This is a genomic window from Streptococcus sp. HMSC034B03 (assembly GCF_001838575.1).
Lineage (GTDB): Bacteria > Bacillota > Bacilli > Lactobacillales > Streptococcaceae > Streptococcus > Streptococcus anginosus.
This window is the reverse complement of record NZ_KV837632.1, coordinates 112,948-128,742: the sequence shown is the minus strand read 5'-3', so window position 1 is coordinate 128,742 and position 15,795 is coordinate 112,948. Positions and strand designations below refer to the sequence as shown.

The following is a 15,795-nucleotide window of genomic DNA, read 5'->3' as shown; positions in this document are numbered from 1 at the left end:
TTATCTCCTTATAAAAAGCAGCCCTTGTAAGGACTGCCTCACTTACAAGTCATCAATAGCTGCTGAAATGGCTTGTAATTTCTTATTTTGCTTATTTTTGTCATCAATCAACTGGTGCAACTCTTCGATTTTCTTCTGACTTTGAAGAATGTCTTCATTATTCTGAGCCATCACATCAGCTAGATGTTGCTTGTAGTCGTTTGTAATGTTAGAGGAGGACACCACTTTTGGTGTGGATTGCTCTTGAGTTTTTGGTTGTGAAACGGATTTCTCCTTAGCTTTTTGTTGTTCCATTTCAAAGGCTGCCACATAATCAACGTCTTCAGCGCCCTCTTGGTTTTCTTTATGAAATAGTGCCGCAATCTTCGCACGTTCTTCTGTGGAAGATGTCTGTGTGTTATCATCTAGTGGTTGGTCAAAGGTCCAATCTTTTGTCATATGTTATTCCTCATTTCAATTATCTGATGGTATTGGTTTTTGTTCATCTTGGCCAAAGGCTTGCGTCAATGCTTCATCAAATGTCCAAGGACTGTTTTGTTGGCGTTTGATAAAGGCTTGATACATCGCTGTTTGTAATTGACTGCGATAAGTTTCTAGTTTTTCCGTTTCTTTCGCAACTTTTTCCTCTTGCCTAGCCACTCTTTCAGCTAGGCGTTCAATCACACTCATAGGGTGTCCTCCTTATCACTTTCTAGATTAAACTAAGAAACTTGATTTTGTTATCACAACTCTAAAGCGGTATTTTTTCTAGGCGGAGGATTGCTTCGGATAACTTGTAACTTGGCCGATTGTATCACATCTTTTAGAGAATAATTATTTTGATATTTTACAATATCATTCCAATCTGCTTTAGTTTCCAGTTCCTGTAATGGTGGACAGTCTGTTTCAGTGGGAAGTCCTTTCTCAGATAATTTCTGACAAAAATCTCTCCCTGCTTCATCATTGTCAACAGCCAAGGTTAATAAGCCTGGGTGCGTCTGAAAGAAGGTAGTCGTCTCTTGTATAGCATGAAGGTAATGCGTTAATCGACTTGGTTTGACAGTATCTAAAAACTCAAGTTTGCCTTGTTCCTCAGCTGCTAATCGTAAAGTCTGATACGCAATCACAGAGAGTTTTAAGCCTTCCATAGAAACTAAACGCACATCTGATAACTGCTTCTGATGGAGTTGATAATAACTCATCATATCAATCACCGATTCACAAAAGATAAGGCGTTTCGGTTTTCCAATATCAAAGCTCATCCCTATATAGCCATGAGAGTCTTTCATGATTTTCTTGAGGTAACCTCGATCATGTCTCTGATTATCTTTGACAAGCCCTTGAAGACTTGCTCCCTCTAGTTGGCCAAGATGATTGTAACTCTTAAAGACAAGAACTGATTCCTGAAAGGTCTTTGTCTGGTAATGAGCCTGTGCTAATAGACCTTGTCTGCCAAAAGCATTGATAGTGTCATCACTTAAACCACGAATGTCATTCAGATATATCCGTGCTTGGTCAAATGGTTCTTCTCTTAGATAATAACGAAAGGGTTGGTAAGTCTCTTCGACGATTTTAGCTTGTTCAAAGTCTCCAGTTTCAAGGTAAGACAGGGCTTTTTTAAAAGACACTCCCGTCATTAACTGAACAAAATCAATCACATCTCCCTGTACGTCACGTGAAAACCATTTAAAGGTATTGGTGTCCGCAAAAATCCTAAAGGAATCGTGTTCTGGATGTTCATAGACTTGCCCTGATAGTCGTTTAAAAGAATAACCTAGACTTTCTGCCACCTCTAAAATCGCCTTTTGTTTCACTTTTTCAATTCTTGTCATGCCATCTCCTTATCAAAAAAAGCAGAAGATATACTCCTGCTAGTTGGTCTCACTTGTAGTAGTGCCTTGAATCTTTGGAATGCTTGAATTTACTCCATCAGAAGACTCTTTCAAGTCCCCTAGCTTCCCATTCCAAATGGTTACCTGATTGACAAGGAGTTTATCTGACAATTTGGCATAAGATAGTTTAAGAGAGGTCGTTTCTGTCTGTGTACTTTTCTGAGCCTTATCACTGACATCAGACACATAGATAACTTGATAAGACACTTCCGCAAGGGCTTCATTTGCTTCTGAATTGACATAGATATTGGCAGACTCAAAGCGATAATCCAACATATAGTCTTTATAGACTTGGTTGATAGAATCTTCTTGACGAGCTACTTCTTCCTTAAAGGCAGAATCTGTCATATAGGGCTTGATACGGTTGTTGTTCTCGCCCAGCTTTTCCTTGGTGTAGTATTGCGTGAGAAATTCTTTAACCAACTCATCAGAGAGAACACTCGCCTTTTCCTTTTCTTTCACTTTTGTCAATAATTTATGAGCTTCAGATTGGATTTGTTTCTGCGTGTGACTGGTCACAGACTGAGAACCAATGGTATAACCCATCATCACCATAAAGCTGGTGACTGCTAGACCACCAAAACCAATCAAAAATCTAGCCTTCATTTTATTTAACATCACTAGTGCCATCTCCTTTTTCCATAAGATAGCACTATGATAACAAGATGAACTTGAAAAAGTTATCACAATAAAGAAAAGGACTACCAAACTTAGGTAATCCCATTACGTCATGCCATCCGACTTCTAACAACTTTTCTAACAAGTCCAAAGACAAGTAAAAGATTAAAAATAATATAGAAAGTGGTAAAGCTCAAAATACCATTGGTGGCTAAATCTTCCAAATAGAGGTATCGTTCTGTAAAAAAGAGGTAAATCCCATAGACTTCTGTGAAAGCTAAAAATCCGATTAATCCAATGATAAATAAGCTTCCAAGCATCTTCGCAATCTGGTAAAGGACAAGTAAAATTAGTCCTGTTGCTGCGATAATGAAAAGACTTTGAATAATTTGTTCAATCATATCTGTACATCTTTCTACGCTAATTGCTTACGATAATAATCTGCCTGTCCCTTGTCCAGATTATCAAGTTGTTCAACCAGGTCTAGATACTCTCCTTTAGTCACTTCATCTAAGTCTGGAAAGTCATTCTCACGAGTCGTGATAATCACCTCTAATTGACCAATGATTTCTCGCTTTGAAAAGCTGTAATCAAGGGTTTCATCTTCATATTGTTCCTTTAAGGCTTGATAGTTAGCTCTATCTTCGGAGCTTGTAAAACCTTGTGCTAACCATTCTTCTAATTGGTAACGTATATCTTCTACTGTCTGGGTCATAATCAATTCTCCTTTGATGATTTCTTAATGTCATTTTACCGCGTTCATTATTTTTTGTCAGCCTTTTTCTTAAAAATCAAGCGAAAGTTGTTGGTCCTGTTGTGGTTGGATCGTTTCATTGAACTTAGCTAGGGCTGCATCAATTTCCTCAACCTCTGCTTCTTGTTCAACCAAGGGGGCAAGAAGGTCATACTTAGCTTTAAACAGCTGATAATCCTCTTCTTTAGGAAAGACCTTTTCCACTTCAACCCTTGCGACAGATAGCTTATCTTTCAAATTGTTAGCCATTTCTTCTGTCTTTTCTTGGTCTTCTAAGATATGGTCAATGGCATTGGTAATGCGTTGAATCGTTCCCACGTCTGATTTCAAGTCTAAAGAGACAGAATACTGGTTGCTGCCTGAAATGGTTAAAGACACCATATCTGGCAAGGGCTCACTAAGACTTCTGGTTGCCATTTTAAGCTCAAACCCTCTAAAGGTCGCAAGCGTTCTTACTTCTTTGGTTTCCGAACGGTTGTAGGTAATGAGTTTTCGTAGATAGTCTCCAGCTTCTGCACGGTTATCCATCATTTGATTGTCAAACCGCATGATAAAATCTTGTGACTTAGTTGCCAAAGATTGGGCAATATCACGGTCATATTGGCTAAGGCGTTTCTCTAAGACAGGGAGGTTCTGCTCACAGTAAGAAATGGTATGGCGATACTCATCTTTGGAGCGATTAAAGGCACGCTTTTGATTGTCCAATACCGTCAACTCATTCTCTAGTTCCATTTTTAGTTTGAGATAAGGATTACCTGTCGCTAAAGCCTTAAAGTCTGAAGCAGTCATGGTTTGTTCATCAATGTCTTCTGCCGATCGTACTGGGTCTTTAGAGGTCATGATTTGCGTGATGTATTTGAGTTTATTCTCCTGTGTTTGCCAGAGGTAGTTATCGAAGCTCCCTTTCGTAATGTAATGGTAAATATCTACCTCTTGGTGCATATTGCCTTGACGAATTAACCTGCCATTACGTTGGACAATATCACTTGGTCTCCAGGGAACGTCCAAATGGTGGACTGCTTTCATACGTGACTGGACGTTTAGACCTGTTCCACCTTTTTCCGTAGAAGCCATGAGAATCCGTACTTCTCCACTATTGACCTTGCGTGACAGAGAGTTCTTTTTCTCATCCGTATTAGCGTCATGGACAAAGGCTATTTCTTCTTTGGGAATCCCTCGATCAACAAGTAGATCTTTAAGTTCATTGTAAACATCAAAGCCCACTTCCTTACTTTTAGGTGTTCCAATATCAGAGAAAATCATCTGGGTAGCTTTCAAATTTTCTCCCTCACGGTAAATACGTTCCACATTATCCACCACTTGCATAATCTTCTGATTGTCCGATAGGGTATAGGCTGAGTCAATGAGGCGCATGTCAATGGCTAATTTTCTAGCTTCCCCAGTGATTTTTAACATGTTATCATCACTAGGGTCAACACTGCCTGACTTGATAGCGTCTGAACGGTCAACCAACTCTTCAAGGTAGTATTTCTGAGCTTCTGTGAGTTCACTCTCTACCGCAATGACTTTAGCTTCAGGAACAGGTAAATCAAGCATATCTGAGGTCTGAATATCAGCTGTTTCCTTATAAATCCGCATGAGTTCAGGCAGGTTCACAAATTTCTTAAAGCGTTTCTTGGGTTGGTATTTATCCCCTGTCGGTGCTAGTTCCATAGAATTTTCGATATTCCCAAAAGCCCCTACCCATGAATCAAAATTAGATACCTGGTATCGTTCTAAGACATCTGGTTGGATATAACTCATCATGGTATAGAGTTCACTAATAGAGTTAGAGACTGGTGTTCCTGTCGCAAAGACCACATTACGATAGTCATGTTCTCCTTGAACCTGTCTCACTTTCATCTCCATATCTACGTTCTTCTTAGAAGTCGTGTTGGTAATTCCTGCGACATTACCAAGTCCTGTAATGGGTCTGATATTCTTAAAATGGTGAGCCTCGTCCACAAAGAGAAAGTCAATCCCAAGATTTTCAAATTCAATAAAGGTATCACGTTCCAGTTTTTGGAGTTCTTCTAATTGGTGTTCCAAACCTTTGATGGAACGCTCTGCTTCTTTAACGGTATAATCACTATCACTGCCTTGCTTGATGTCACGAAGTTGTTGTAACTTATCTTGAATATAGGTCACTTGCTTTTCCTGACTCATGGGAATTTTCTCAAACTGGGAATCCCCAATGACAATGGCATCGTAGTCCCCTGTGATGATCCGTGACACAAACTGTTTACGTTTGGCTTTCGCAAAATCTTTCTTGGTCGTCACGTAGACATTCTTGGTTGGGAAGAACTTCATGATTTCTTGTCCAAACTGAGCGGTCAGACTTGATGGCACCACATAAAGAGGTTTATGAACCATTCCCAGTTCTTTCAGTTTGAAACCTGCTCCAAGCATGGTTAAGGTCTTACCTGAACCGACTTCATGAGCTAGAAGCGCTCGTTTTTCTTCCACAATCCGTTGAATAGCATTCTTCTGATGAGGACGTAAGGAAATATTCTGGGCAAGCCCATCAATGGTTAAATGGCTACCATCATAGACTTTGGAGACCGTACGATTATAGAGACTATTATAAGTCTCTTCAATCATCTGTTGCACCTCAGGGTAACTTGCCACAAAGTCTTGGAAGAGTTCTTGAAGCTCAGTTTCCTTAGCACGAAGAACCGTTGTCTTCTCAACGTCTGTCACATGCTTTTTCTTATCCCCATCTTCCACTTGTTTGGTAATGGTTGGTTGATTGGAATTAAGCAGGTTTTCAAAGATTTTTCGGCCACTATCATAGCGTGAACCAGACACACCTAGACTTCTATCCGTTGCGGTAGAATACCTAAAGGCAAACTTGGATTGGTAGGACATCGTCCCATCAATCGGACTGACTTCAAGGACAGTTGCTACTTCTTGGTCTGTGAGATCAAAGGTTTGTCCCATAAAGGTTTCTTGGGCAAATTTCCCATAAACGGCTAGAGGAATCCAACGTGAGCCAATCCGATAATCAATATCAGCTAAGGTCACACGTGGTGGTTTCACGTCTTCTAAGAGACCTTGATAATAGACCCAAGGAAAATCAGAGTTGTCTGCTTTAATGAGTAAGTCCACAACCTCTAACTTAGTCACCACATCTCCTGATAAGAAGTCCTGCCGAGACACATAGACCACTTCCCTATCGTTTAGATAGCGTTCTGGGTCTGGAATAATAGCGTCTCCTAATTCCTCAATCAAAGTCGCTTTAGAATCCGTCTGATAAATAGACATCATGTAATCCAAATCTACACCACGACCATCTGCTAGACTAGAATTGAGAGCGTCAAGGGCAGAAGAAACTGCCGTCACTTCCTTTTCAGGACGAACCAAGGCTTTTTCAAAGGCAAGCGACTTGGTATAACTAACAGTCTTACCACTTGAGTCAAGACTTTCATCTTCCAAACTCGCAAGGAGCGAATACTTATCATCACTATCAAAGAGGTTACGGTTCACAGCACTATTGACATAGCCAAAGCGTTTCACAAAACTATCATAGGTCCGATTGAGATGTCCTAACAAGTGATTAAACTCATCTCTGTCGTAATCATAGTAGCGTTGAATGGCAATCACCTCTTGGTAAGCATTACGAATATCGACCATCCCTTTAATCCGTGCAACTTCTTTCTCAGACAAAGGTGCTTCATAGAAAACCGTCTTTTTGAAATAGCCCTTAAATTGCCCACGTTTAGCGGCTTCTTCTGTCACATACACATCAAGAGCGGTGCTATCGGTCACTTCTAAAGCATTAAAACGGTCAATCTGTTTTTGAGAATGCTTGGTATCCCAATCCTTAAAGTTACCCTCTTCGTCCACATAGTAGCTAATCTCCTCAGTTTTTGTCCCTACACGAATGCCCTTATGATCACGGTAGTAAACCGTAGAATCTTTATAGCCAAAGCTATACTGGTCTAAGCTTTCTCTGATGTCAGAAGGAATCGAGGTATCAATGACTTGTCTTCTCATCACATCAGGAGTGATAAGAATGTCAGAAGGGTCAACACTTCTAGGCGCTTTAACCTGTTTAATAGCTGTCTGTACAGCTTCTATTAGGTTATCAGAAGTGCCTTTCACAGAAAGTGTCCCACCGTTAAAGTTTCTAACCTCATAGGTCCCAAGAACCTGACTGTTGTAATCCCCGTCAAAATATGGATTGAGCCAAATACGGTCATCCTTGTCATAGCGAATAGAACCTGAAAAAGCTAAATCATCTGCCACATATCCCTTATCCATATGTTTTTGGAAGAACAACATATCTGTTGTGACATTGGTACCTGCAATGGCCTTAAAGGCGCTATCTGGTAAACGCACACCACCTAGAAAATCAGTCGTCTCACGAATATCCTGGAGAATGTTTTCTGTCCGTTTATCCATGGTTCCTGTGGAGGAAATAATGGCTACTTGCCCACCGTCATGCACCAAGTCAAGAGATTTTTTAACAAAGTAATCATGAATCATATAGGGCTTGTCATAGCGACTATCCACAATCCTGATATTAGCAAACGGCACATTTGAGAGAATCAAATCAAAGCTATTGTCATTAAAGGCAATGGTCTCAAAGCCCTTTACTTCAATGTGACTATTCGGATGAAGGTATTTGGCAATAACCCCTGTAATCGTGTCTAGCTCTACACCATACAACTCACTATTTTCTCTCAGATGTTTAGGCATTGCCGCAAAGAAATTTCCCGTTCCCATAGACGGGTCTAGGATTTTACCACCAGTAAAGCCATCACGTTCTAACTTCTCCCACATCTGACGAATCAAGTGAGGGTCTGTGTAGTAAGCGGTCAGAGAGGACTGTTTCATGTCTGTATACTCTTTATCGGTGACTAACGTTTTTAATGCCTCACGTTCCTTAGAAAATTTGGGATTATACTCGTCAAAGAACTCGTTAGCTAAGCCTCCCCAGCCCACGTATTTGGCAAGCAGTTCTTGTTCACTTGGTGTGGCTTGACGGTATTCAGATTCAAGCCTTTTCACCAAACGAATAGCAGCCACATTCATTTCAACCTTATCCCTTGTTGTCTTAGGGTAGAAGTCTGTCAGATCTTCTGGGAAGTGAAAATCTGTGACTGGGAGCGTCTCAGTGACTTCTGGTTCCAACTCATCTTCTGACAATGCTTCTTCTTGTTTAGCCTCTTTCTTATTTGATGATAGAGATGTTGTCACTTGAGAAACCGGCTCTTGAGATTCTTCCATATCCATAAAAGAAAAGAGGTCTAATTCTAGGCTAGGTTCTTCCACTTCCTCTTTTTCTTCGACAGAAGGAACATGAAGAGCTTGAGTGATGTCTTCTAATGTCCGTAAGAAAAGAACTGGATTTTGTTCAATCATATCTGTGAAATCATTTTGTAATTCAATCCGAATCAGGTTATTAACGCCTGAGTCCTCAATGGCCATTACCTGAAACTCTTGCCCCTTATAAGTCACAATCGAAGCAATCGGATAGCGTTTAAGGGCTTCCTCTACGATAGGATTTTGAGGGAGTGATTGAGTCATGATTTCAGGTTTTGTTTGTGAGATGTGTTCTCGCCATTCCCTAAAGGATAGGTCAGGTTGGGACAGTTTGTCCCTTTCAAAGGTTCTAGCTTCTTCAAGAGTAAGGTCTTCATGCAAGAAGGCGTAGGCAATGGGTCTTGCTTCTTCTAAGTCTAGCTGACTGGTCAAGAAAAATTCTGCCTTGTCATGCGTTAATCCCATCTGAAGCAATTCTGTCACAAGGGCTAATTGAGTGACGGTTGCCTTAGGATAGCCCCCTAATATGGCTAGGTCGGCATTAATCAAATGAAAACGCCCTGCAGCATCTATCAGTATCCCACGTTGCTGCTCATCAACGTCAGCTAAGTCTATCCCTAAACGAGTCAGTTTTTCGGTATTTTCAGCCAAAATGGTTTGACCCATTTCAGCTAAGATTACTTCTTCTTGAGGTGTTAGAGGACGTTGTAAGTCATAGGCTGTCCCATCTGCTTCTAAATAGGTTAATAGCTCATTGTCCTCATAGATTGGCGTCATTTCCATTTCATGGTCAAACTCCCCACGTCTCAGGTTTGGTAGCTTTGGACGGCTATTTCGCACTTGGTCAAAGTGACTTAATATCTCAAATTTTTGAGACAAGTTTAGATGTTCATAAGCTGGTAAATGTTCTGTTTGCCCTGTTCGTAAATCTAGTTGTGATAACTCTTCCTCATCAAGACTTGCGATTATGACAAGTCCTTCTTCACGAAAGGTGATGTCCTGAGAAGGTTCTGGAACTACTTTTTCTTCAACTACCTCTTCTCTTTCCTTTACCGTTTCCTGGGTGCTTATTAGTTCAGGTTCATAAGTGAGAAGAAACTGTTCAATATCACGGCTAATACGGTCAGACAAATTATTGGCCACTCGATAGACATTGACCAAATTAGCAGCTTTGCCTTTATCCAAAAGAGAAGCTACCGAAATGGACTGATAGGCGCCTTCTTGATCTAAGAGATGAAAGCGAGTGGCTAGGTTAAAGAGGGCTACCTCAATCACCAAGGCTTTCTCATCACTGTTTAACTGAGGTAACTTCTTTAAGCCAGCCTGACCAAAGGTCTGTGTGTAGCTGCTTAGGTCTGTTGCCTCGTCAAAGGGGCTCGCCTCTACAAAAGCAGAAACTTCTGTTTCAAAGCGAACCACTTGAACAGGTGAGGTGACTACTCCTCTTTGGGTTGTAAAATTTTGGATAAGGCTATCCCAATCCTCATCAAAATGGACTGCTTGATAGCGTAAAAAGGATTCCAAAAGAATCTGGTCACGTGGCAATCTTGCCCGCAACATTTCAAGTAATTGTTCTTGAGTCATATGTTCCTCCAATTAAAAAGGGGCTGAGAGGTATTCTCAGCCCATTGCTTTAGTCTAGGACCAAGGCGCTTTGGTCTTTTTCTTGTGGTAACTTATCCATTAAAGTTGTCACATACTGTTGTAAGAAATGGCTTTTCTGGTCTAACAAATCTTTCTGCAGGGCGAGATAGGTCACATCTCCAAAATAATCTTGACTCGTTAAAGACAACTCCTTTTGGATAATGTCCTGCAAGGTCTCTAAGGTGAGAGGCGAATAATCCTCCTCATTCAAAACCTCATACTGAGCAAGGGACTCAGAAATATTGTTGGACACAATCACTTCCATAATGAAACTAGCTCCCTCACCTGTTCGATAGAGTTTATCCAAGAGGTCCGTCACTTCTTCTTGAAGCTGTTCCTGATAACCGTCTGCTCTTAGGCGCAGGTCATCACTAACTAAAGACAAGTCATCAATGCCCATAAAGTCTTGATAGAGCGTATCAAGAAGTGACTTGTTTTTGATACTCAATTCCATGGCTAAAAAGGCTTTAACCATGTCTTTATAGTTTTCTCGTGCCATCTCAGAAAGAGTTCTAGAAATTGTGTCATAATTCCAAGCCATAGCTTCTCTCCTTACGCTGTTGAATTGGATTCAAGCCTTGTTGGACTTCTTCAAGGTCTGTCAGTCCGTCACTATCCGTATCACTGCTAAAAGGATTAGTCCCTAAAGCTAACTCTTGAGCATCCGTTAGGCCATCTTGGTCTGAATCCATTGTGTAAATGCTTTTAGGTTCCATCTAGTTGTCCTCCATTTTGCGTTTAGAAAGTCCGTAAGCTAGGCCAAAAAGAAGTCCTCCACCGACAAGCGCTAAGAGTGATTGACTCTCTCCTGTATTTGGTAAGACACTTGCTGGAACTGGTGCTTCTTGTGTTGGAATAGGTGGTTGAGGTGGTGTTGGTTGATTCGGAGTTGGTGGCCCTGGTTCAGGAGTAGTTGTTTTAACCGTGTTTGAACTGATGGTGTAGCCATTGACAGTATGTAATACGGTATTTTCTACTACACCTGAAGCGATTCGTTTCATTTGCACGTAAACATCTGCCTGAAACTCGGATTCTTCTGCTAGTTTTTCAAGGAATTCCTGATCAAAACTGATGGTAACCGTTCCTTTTGACGTGTCGACCTGTTGTAGCGTGTACTTGGTCACTTCTGTCCCTTTTGGTAAAACCGTTCCATCTTTAAGAGTGACATCCACCACAGTGTAAGCCTTGTAAACACCATTATAGTCGTCATGGATTTCATCGTAATCATCGTCAAAGCGGTATTCGATGAGTGGTGTCGCACGATTGCCTGGAATGAGTGCTCCCACCAAACGGTAGTTAAAGACCTGATTCAAGGCAACTTCTTTTCCATCAAGGCTTTTCTCCTTTTGTGATAAATCAATCACCACATCTTTTTGTGGGTCTAGTTTTGGCACATTATTGACCACTGTCTCTGTCACATAAGCCAAACCAAAGTCAATCTGATAAGCGGTGTTTTCATACTTCCCACCAGTCTTTGTCAGCTCATTCTTAATGGTCATTGGAAGGGTCACCACTAAGGTTTGACCAGTTTTAACATAAGCCTCGTAGAACGCTTTGGGATCTTCAGCACTTAAAACTTGAATGGCTCCTTTTGGTGTGAACTGACGTTTGGCCATAGCATCTTGAACCACTTTAGGCGCTTCTGACAATGAGGCATAGGCTTTCACCGAAATCCCTTTGACAAGATTTCCTGCCTTATCCATCACTTGAACACCATCTGCGTTTAGGATAAGCGCTTCTTCAGGGTAATCATCCACCATGTAAAAACCTTTGGCAAGAACATCATCGGTTACGACCAAGTCCTTGTACTGACTGTAATCAAGAACAATCTTATAATAATTGACGGTATTTGGAAGAACGGTCTTGCCATCAATAGACACGCCTTCTTTATTGGTATTAGTTTTATGTGGTGTTACTTTTGGCACGTGATTCGTTACCGTATTGGTTTCATAGGCTTGCCCAAAGTCTACTTGATAAGCCACATTGGCATAAGACTTGCCTGTATTTGCCATCTCCTCACGGACAGTCATAGGGGTGATGATGGTGATGTTTTGACCTTTCGTTACATAAGAATCATAGAAGGCTTGTGGATTTTCTGCCATAAAGACTTGGAAGGCTCCTTTAGGCGCAATCTTGCGTTTTGAAAGAGCTACTTGTAGTTTTTTAGGAGCTTCTGATAAGCTCGTATAAGTTTTTACCGTCACGCCTGTGACAGCTTTGCCATCAGTTGTCACAAGTTGAATAGCTGTGTCATCTGGTAATAGAGCTTCTTCGGGATAATCATCCACAAAGTAGAACCCTTGTGTAATCTGAGCCTTATCAGCCTTAATGCCACGGTATTGGTCCAAGTCCCATGACAGGGTATAGTGGTTTTGTGAACCGACTACCATCGGTTTGCCATTGATATCCACCTTATCCTTATTAAGGTTTTGTTTTTTAGGTGTTGGGCTAACAAGGGTATTCGTCACCTCATCGGTTTCATAGCCATTCCCAAAATCCACTTGGTAAGCCTTGTTTCGATAGGTTGCCGTTTTCCCATAGAAGTCATCTTTCACTGTCATTTTAGTGACAAGGTTCAAGGAAGTGCCTGTTTTGACATACTGGTCATAAAAAGCCTGATTGTCATTAGGCATAAAGACTTGGAAAGCCCCTTTAGGAGAAATCTTAGCATGAGCGAGTTTATCTTGAAGGTCTTTTGGAGCTTCTGACAGCGACGCATAATCCTTGACAGTAATCCCTGATACGGCTTTGCCATCAGGAGTGGTGATACTTGTTCCCTGGTCTACTAAGTCCAACACTTCTTCTGGGTAGTCATCTACAAAGAAAAAACCACGAGCAATTGTCTCTTTAGAAGACCTATCGCCTTTATATTGATCTAAATCCCAGGTCAAACGGTAATGATTAGTTGTTCCTAAAGCCACTACTGTATCGTTAATGACCATACCATCTTCATTTTCATTTTTCTTCTGCGGATTAATACGGCTAGTGGTCGTTCCATCACCAGGCGTACGCACTGTCACAACATTAGAAGTCACTGTATAGGCATTTGGGGTTCCCTTATTGATGAGGAGCTTATAACTGTTGGAATAGGTTGCTCCATCATTTTGAAGGCTACCGTAAAGTTTCGGAGCCACCAGTTGGTAAGACTTGGTGAGGTCTTTGTTGACCTCTTGGAGCAAGGCTTCCTTGGCGGTCAAGGTCACAAAGTTCTTAGCAGCATCAAAGCTGAGGGTATAATTTCCGTTTTCTGCCTGCGTTTTTTCCTTGTCAAAAGCATAGCCTGCTGGAAGGTAATCTTCAAAGGTGAGGCTAGTGATTTGGGCTCGATTTGGAGAAAAAGCGTCTACGGTTAAAGGGTAAATGACCGTTGAATCTTTTGCGACCGTTTTGTCATGAAGGTTCACTTGGTCGGTATTGATAACTTCCTTAACAATTTCAGGAGTCGTTGTCAGACGATAGTCGTGGTAATGAACCGTTGGCACGTGTGGTGCTTTTGGTAACGGCTCTGGCGTAGGGTATTTAGGCAAGGTGACCTTGGTAAGTGTTAGACTAGGCTGAGTAACTTTCTCTAGTGGTTTTTCCTTAAAGCTCACAGGTGGCTCTGGCGTAAAGGTCTTTGGGGTAAAGGTTTTTGGCACAACCTTAATCGGTTCTGGAATTGGCTCTAACTTTGGTGTCACATGAGGTTTTAGACTATAAGGTTTGACCGTCCGTGCAACTGGAAGGGTATTTAAGGCAAACCAATAAGAGAGACCAACATTTTGGGGCATATCCCCTTGACCAAAGGTCACTGTATAGGTGTTGCCTGATGTAACCGTTGAGACAATCGCTCCCTTATAGGCATACTTACTATATGACGTATCCCATTCTTCAGGAAGCTGCAAATCACTGGCACGGTTTGACCCAAGTGAACGAGCTAGACCTTCGTTAGTCACTTGAATGGTTGAGCCATTGATAGGAACGAACTTACCTGATGTGTCTTTTACATACTCTAAACCGATATCATTGTGGTTGAGTGAGGAATGAGTAAAGACACCTGGTTTTTCCTTGGTGAAGCTGACTTGTGAGCCATCTGCTAAGAAGTACTTGGCTTTGACACGAAACTCCATCTTGTCTGTTCGCCAATTGCCTGTCCCATCATTACGGTAGGCAATAAAGCCTTCTGTTGGGTCATTTGGTACAACCAACTGAACGGCATTAGTTCCAGCTGGAGAAACAAGGTTTGTAATGTCATAGGCTACTTTTGTGATTTTCTTGCCATCAAAGCGAGCATTTTGAAGATTTTGATAGGTAAAGGAAAGGGTTTCTCCCGTTTTGAAAGTATCATAGACAAAGAAACCAGTAGAATCTAGGATTTTAGAATACCCACCAAGCATAGCGTCACCCTTAGCAACGATACGATTAGGATTTCTGGTATCAGCTGAATGACGTGCTTGCGGTTCTCCATTATTCAAGTTGAGTGCCTGAGCAAGAGCTTGAGAGATATAGCCTTCTTCTCCTTTTGAAATCTCAGCTAAATCACGTTTATAGCGCTCCATTTCCTTGGCGTTGTAGGTATCAATCGCTTCATTTTCTTTCTTGGCAGCTTCTTCTTTTTCCTTATTGCTTTTCGTGATTTCCGTAATCTCAGCTTCACGGTCTGTGACTAATTTCTGTTGGTCTTTATTGTGGGCATCCACAGCAGCTTGAGAGGCCTTGTTTTCATCATCCACTGCTTTTTGTCCAGCTTGATTGCGTTTGTCAATTGCTTCATTATCAGCCTTTGCCTTAGCAAGACCTGCTTCATTTTCCTTTTGAGTCACTAAGTTCTTTGCGACAATGGCGTCTGCGACTTTCTTCTTTGATTCGTATTCAGATAGATTGTCCTTATTTTGCTTATCAATAGCAGCTACCGCAGAAGTATAATCCTGATAGCCTGAAACCGTTGAGCCATCTCCTGCCGGAACGGTTTGAGTGGTAACCGTCACATTAGCTGACTGATCTTGTCCTCTGATTTTTGAAACTGTGCTATCCACTGAATGATTCAAGGCCTTTCCTGCTTGAGTGGCTTCTTTATGACTAGCAGCCAACGCAGCATTCCCTTGTTCAACACGAGTTTTATCTTGTTCATAGGTGGCTTTATCTGCTTTATAGGTATTGGTCACCTGAGTGATGGCTTCAGCCTGCTTAGCAGCATCCACTTCCGCCTTATCTAATTGCTTACTGGTATCACTCGCAGAGGTTGTGTTCCCTAAATCCATAGGTTTATCCTGAATGGTCGTAACCCCTTCAGCAGTTGCTTGATTGACAGCCTGTGTCACAACATCGTGAGGAACGGTGACTGTAATAGCCCCATCTGATTGACCAGTTGACGCAAGGCTATCCGTCTGTTCAGCAACTGGTGTAGGTTGCGCTTCTGGTAAGTTGGTCGCAGGATTTTCTGTCAACTGAACGGTTTTATCTTGCGAGGGTGTTACCACTTCGTCAGCTTGTGCTACTTGGCCACCCCAAGCGACAACAGCTGTCACCATAGTTCCAAGAGCTACCGAACAAAGCGTACGGTACTTCTTACTTTTACGGAAGACGTGTTTTTCTGCTTTTTCCTGATTGACTAAAAAGTGATGATGACATTGTTTGGTCATAAAAAGTCCTTCTTTTCTT

10 protein-coding genes are annotated in these 15,795 nt (G+C 41.5%); all 10 read right to left on the bottom strand.

All coding sequences use genetic code 11. The features are described 5' to 3' along the window. Window positions 1-42 precede the first annotated feature (42 nt). The 10 genes from HMPREF2634_RS05385 to HMPREF2634_RS05340 all read right to left on the bottom strand — a co-directional run bounded on the left by HMPREF2634_RS05385 (window position 43) and on the right by HMPREF2634_RS05340 (window position 15,776). Complete coding sequence (locus HMPREF2634_RS05385; RefSeq protein WP_000159227.1) at window positions 43-438, bottom strand: DUF5945 family protein; 396 nt, start codon at window positions 436-438, stop codon at window positions 43-45. A gap of 15 nt (window positions 439-453) precedes the next feature. Further along, window positions 454-669: a DUF5965 family protein gene (locus HMPREF2634_RS05380; protein WP_000110927.1), complete on the bottom strand. Its 216-nt coding sequence runs from the start codon at window positions 667-669 to the stop codon at window positions 454-456. 53 nt (window positions 670-722) lie between these two features. Further along, window positions 723-1,811, bottom strand: a complete 1,089-nt coding sequence (locus HMPREF2634_RS05375; protein WP_000196745.1) for a toprim domain-containing protein — start codon at window positions 1,809-1,811, stop codon at window positions 723-725. Window positions 1,812-1,850: 39 nt separating this feature from the next. Continuing rightward, window positions 1,851-2,489, bottom strand: a complete 639-nt coding sequence (locus HMPREF2634_RS05370) for a hypothetical protein (protein WP_000932867.1) — start codon at window positions 2,487-2,489, stop codon at window positions 1,851-1,853. 110 nt (window positions 2,490-2,599) lie between these two features. Continuing rightward, the gene (locus tag HMPREF2634_RS05365; RefSeq protein ID WP_000572502.1) at window positions 2,600-2,890 is read right to left on the bottom strand and encodes a DUF5966 family protein; all 291 of its coding nucleotides are present in this window, start codon (window positions 2,888-2,890) and stop codon (window positions 2,600-2,602) included. A 14-nt stretch (window positions 2,891-2,904) separates the two neighbouring features. Next, the gene (locus tag HMPREF2634_RS05360; RefSeq protein WP_000195243.1) at window positions 2,905-3,204 is read right to left on the bottom strand and encodes a DUF5962 family protein; all 300 of its coding nucleotides are present in this window, start codon (window positions 3,202-3,204) and stop codon (window positions 2,905-2,907) included. A gap of 69 nt (window positions 3,205-3,273) precedes the next feature. Then, a complete protein-coding gene (locus HMPREF2634_RS05355; protein WP_002921323.1) occupies window positions 3,274-10,095 on the bottom strand; it encodes a DEAD/DEAH box helicase family protein in 6,822 nt (2,273 codons plus the stop codon). 49 nt (window positions 10,096-10,144) lie between these two features. Continuing rightward, on the bottom strand, window positions 10,145-10,696 hold the full coding sequence (locus HMPREF2634_RS05350) for a hypothetical protein (protein ID WP_000312517.1): 552 nt from the start codon (window positions 10,694-10,696) through the stop codon (window positions 10,145-10,147). Then, window positions 10,680-10,871, bottom strand: a complete 192-nt coding sequence (locus HMPREF2634_RS05345; RefSeq protein ID WP_000433422.1) for a thrombospondin type 3 repeat-containing protein — start codon at window positions 10,869-10,871, stop codon at window positions 10,680-10,682. Before HMPREF2634_RS05345 ends, HMPREF2634_RS05350 begins: the two co-directional genes overlap by 17 nt. Next, entirely contained in the window at window positions 10,872-15,776 is a 4,905-nt protein-coding gene (locus HMPREF2634_RS05340; protein WP_032461792.1) for an SspB-related isopeptide-forming adhesin, read from the bottom strand. Between the last annotated feature and the right edge of the window lie 19 nt (window positions 15,777-15,795).

What these genes read in the sequence shown, in the direction of transcription:
- HMPREF2634_RS05380 (WP_000110927.1), bottom strand. Translation starts at nt 669, where the DNA reads ATGAGTGTGATTGAACGCCTAGCTGAAAGAGTGGCTAGGCAAGAGGAA.
- HMPREF2634_RS05350 (WP_000312517.1), bottom strand. Translation starts at nt 10,696, where the DNA reads ATGGCTTGGAATTATGACACAATTTCTAGAACTCTTTCTGAGATGGCA.
- HMPREF2634_RS05360 (WP_000195243.1), bottom strand. Translation starts at nt 3,204, where the DNA reads ATGACCCAGACAGTAGAAGATATACGTTACCAATTAGAAGAATGGTTA.
- HMPREF2634_RS05345 (WP_000433422.1), bottom strand. Translation starts at nt 10,871, where the DNA reads ATGGAACCTAAAAGCATTTACACAATGGATTCAGACCAAGATGGCCTA.
- HMPREF2634_RS05375 (WP_000196745.1), bottom strand. Translation starts at nt 1,811, where the DNA reads ATGACAAGAATTGAAAAAGTGAAACAAAAGGCGATTTTAGAGGTGGCA.
- HMPREF2634_RS05370 (WP_000932867.1), bottom strand. Translation starts at nt 2,489, where the DNA reads ATGTTAAATAAAATGAAGGCTAGATTTTTGATTGGTTTTGGTGGTCTA.
- HMPREF2634_RS05385 (WP_000159227.1), bottom strand. Translation starts at nt 438, where the DNA reads ATGACAAAAGATTGGACCTTTGACCAACCACTAGATGATAACACACAG.
- HMPREF2634_RS05340 (WP_032461792.1), bottom strand. Translation starts at nt 15,776, where the DNA reads ATGACCAAACAATGTCATCATCACTTTTTAGTCAATCAGGAAAAAGCA.
- HMPREF2634_RS05365 (WP_000572502.1), bottom strand. Translation starts at nt 2,890, where the DNA reads ATGATTGAACAAATTATTCAAAGTCTTTTCATTATCGCAGCAACAGGA.
- HMPREF2634_RS05355 (WP_002921323.1), bottom strand. Translation starts at nt 10,095, where the DNA reads ATGACTCAAGAACAATTACTTGAAATGTTGCGGGCAAGATTGCCACGT.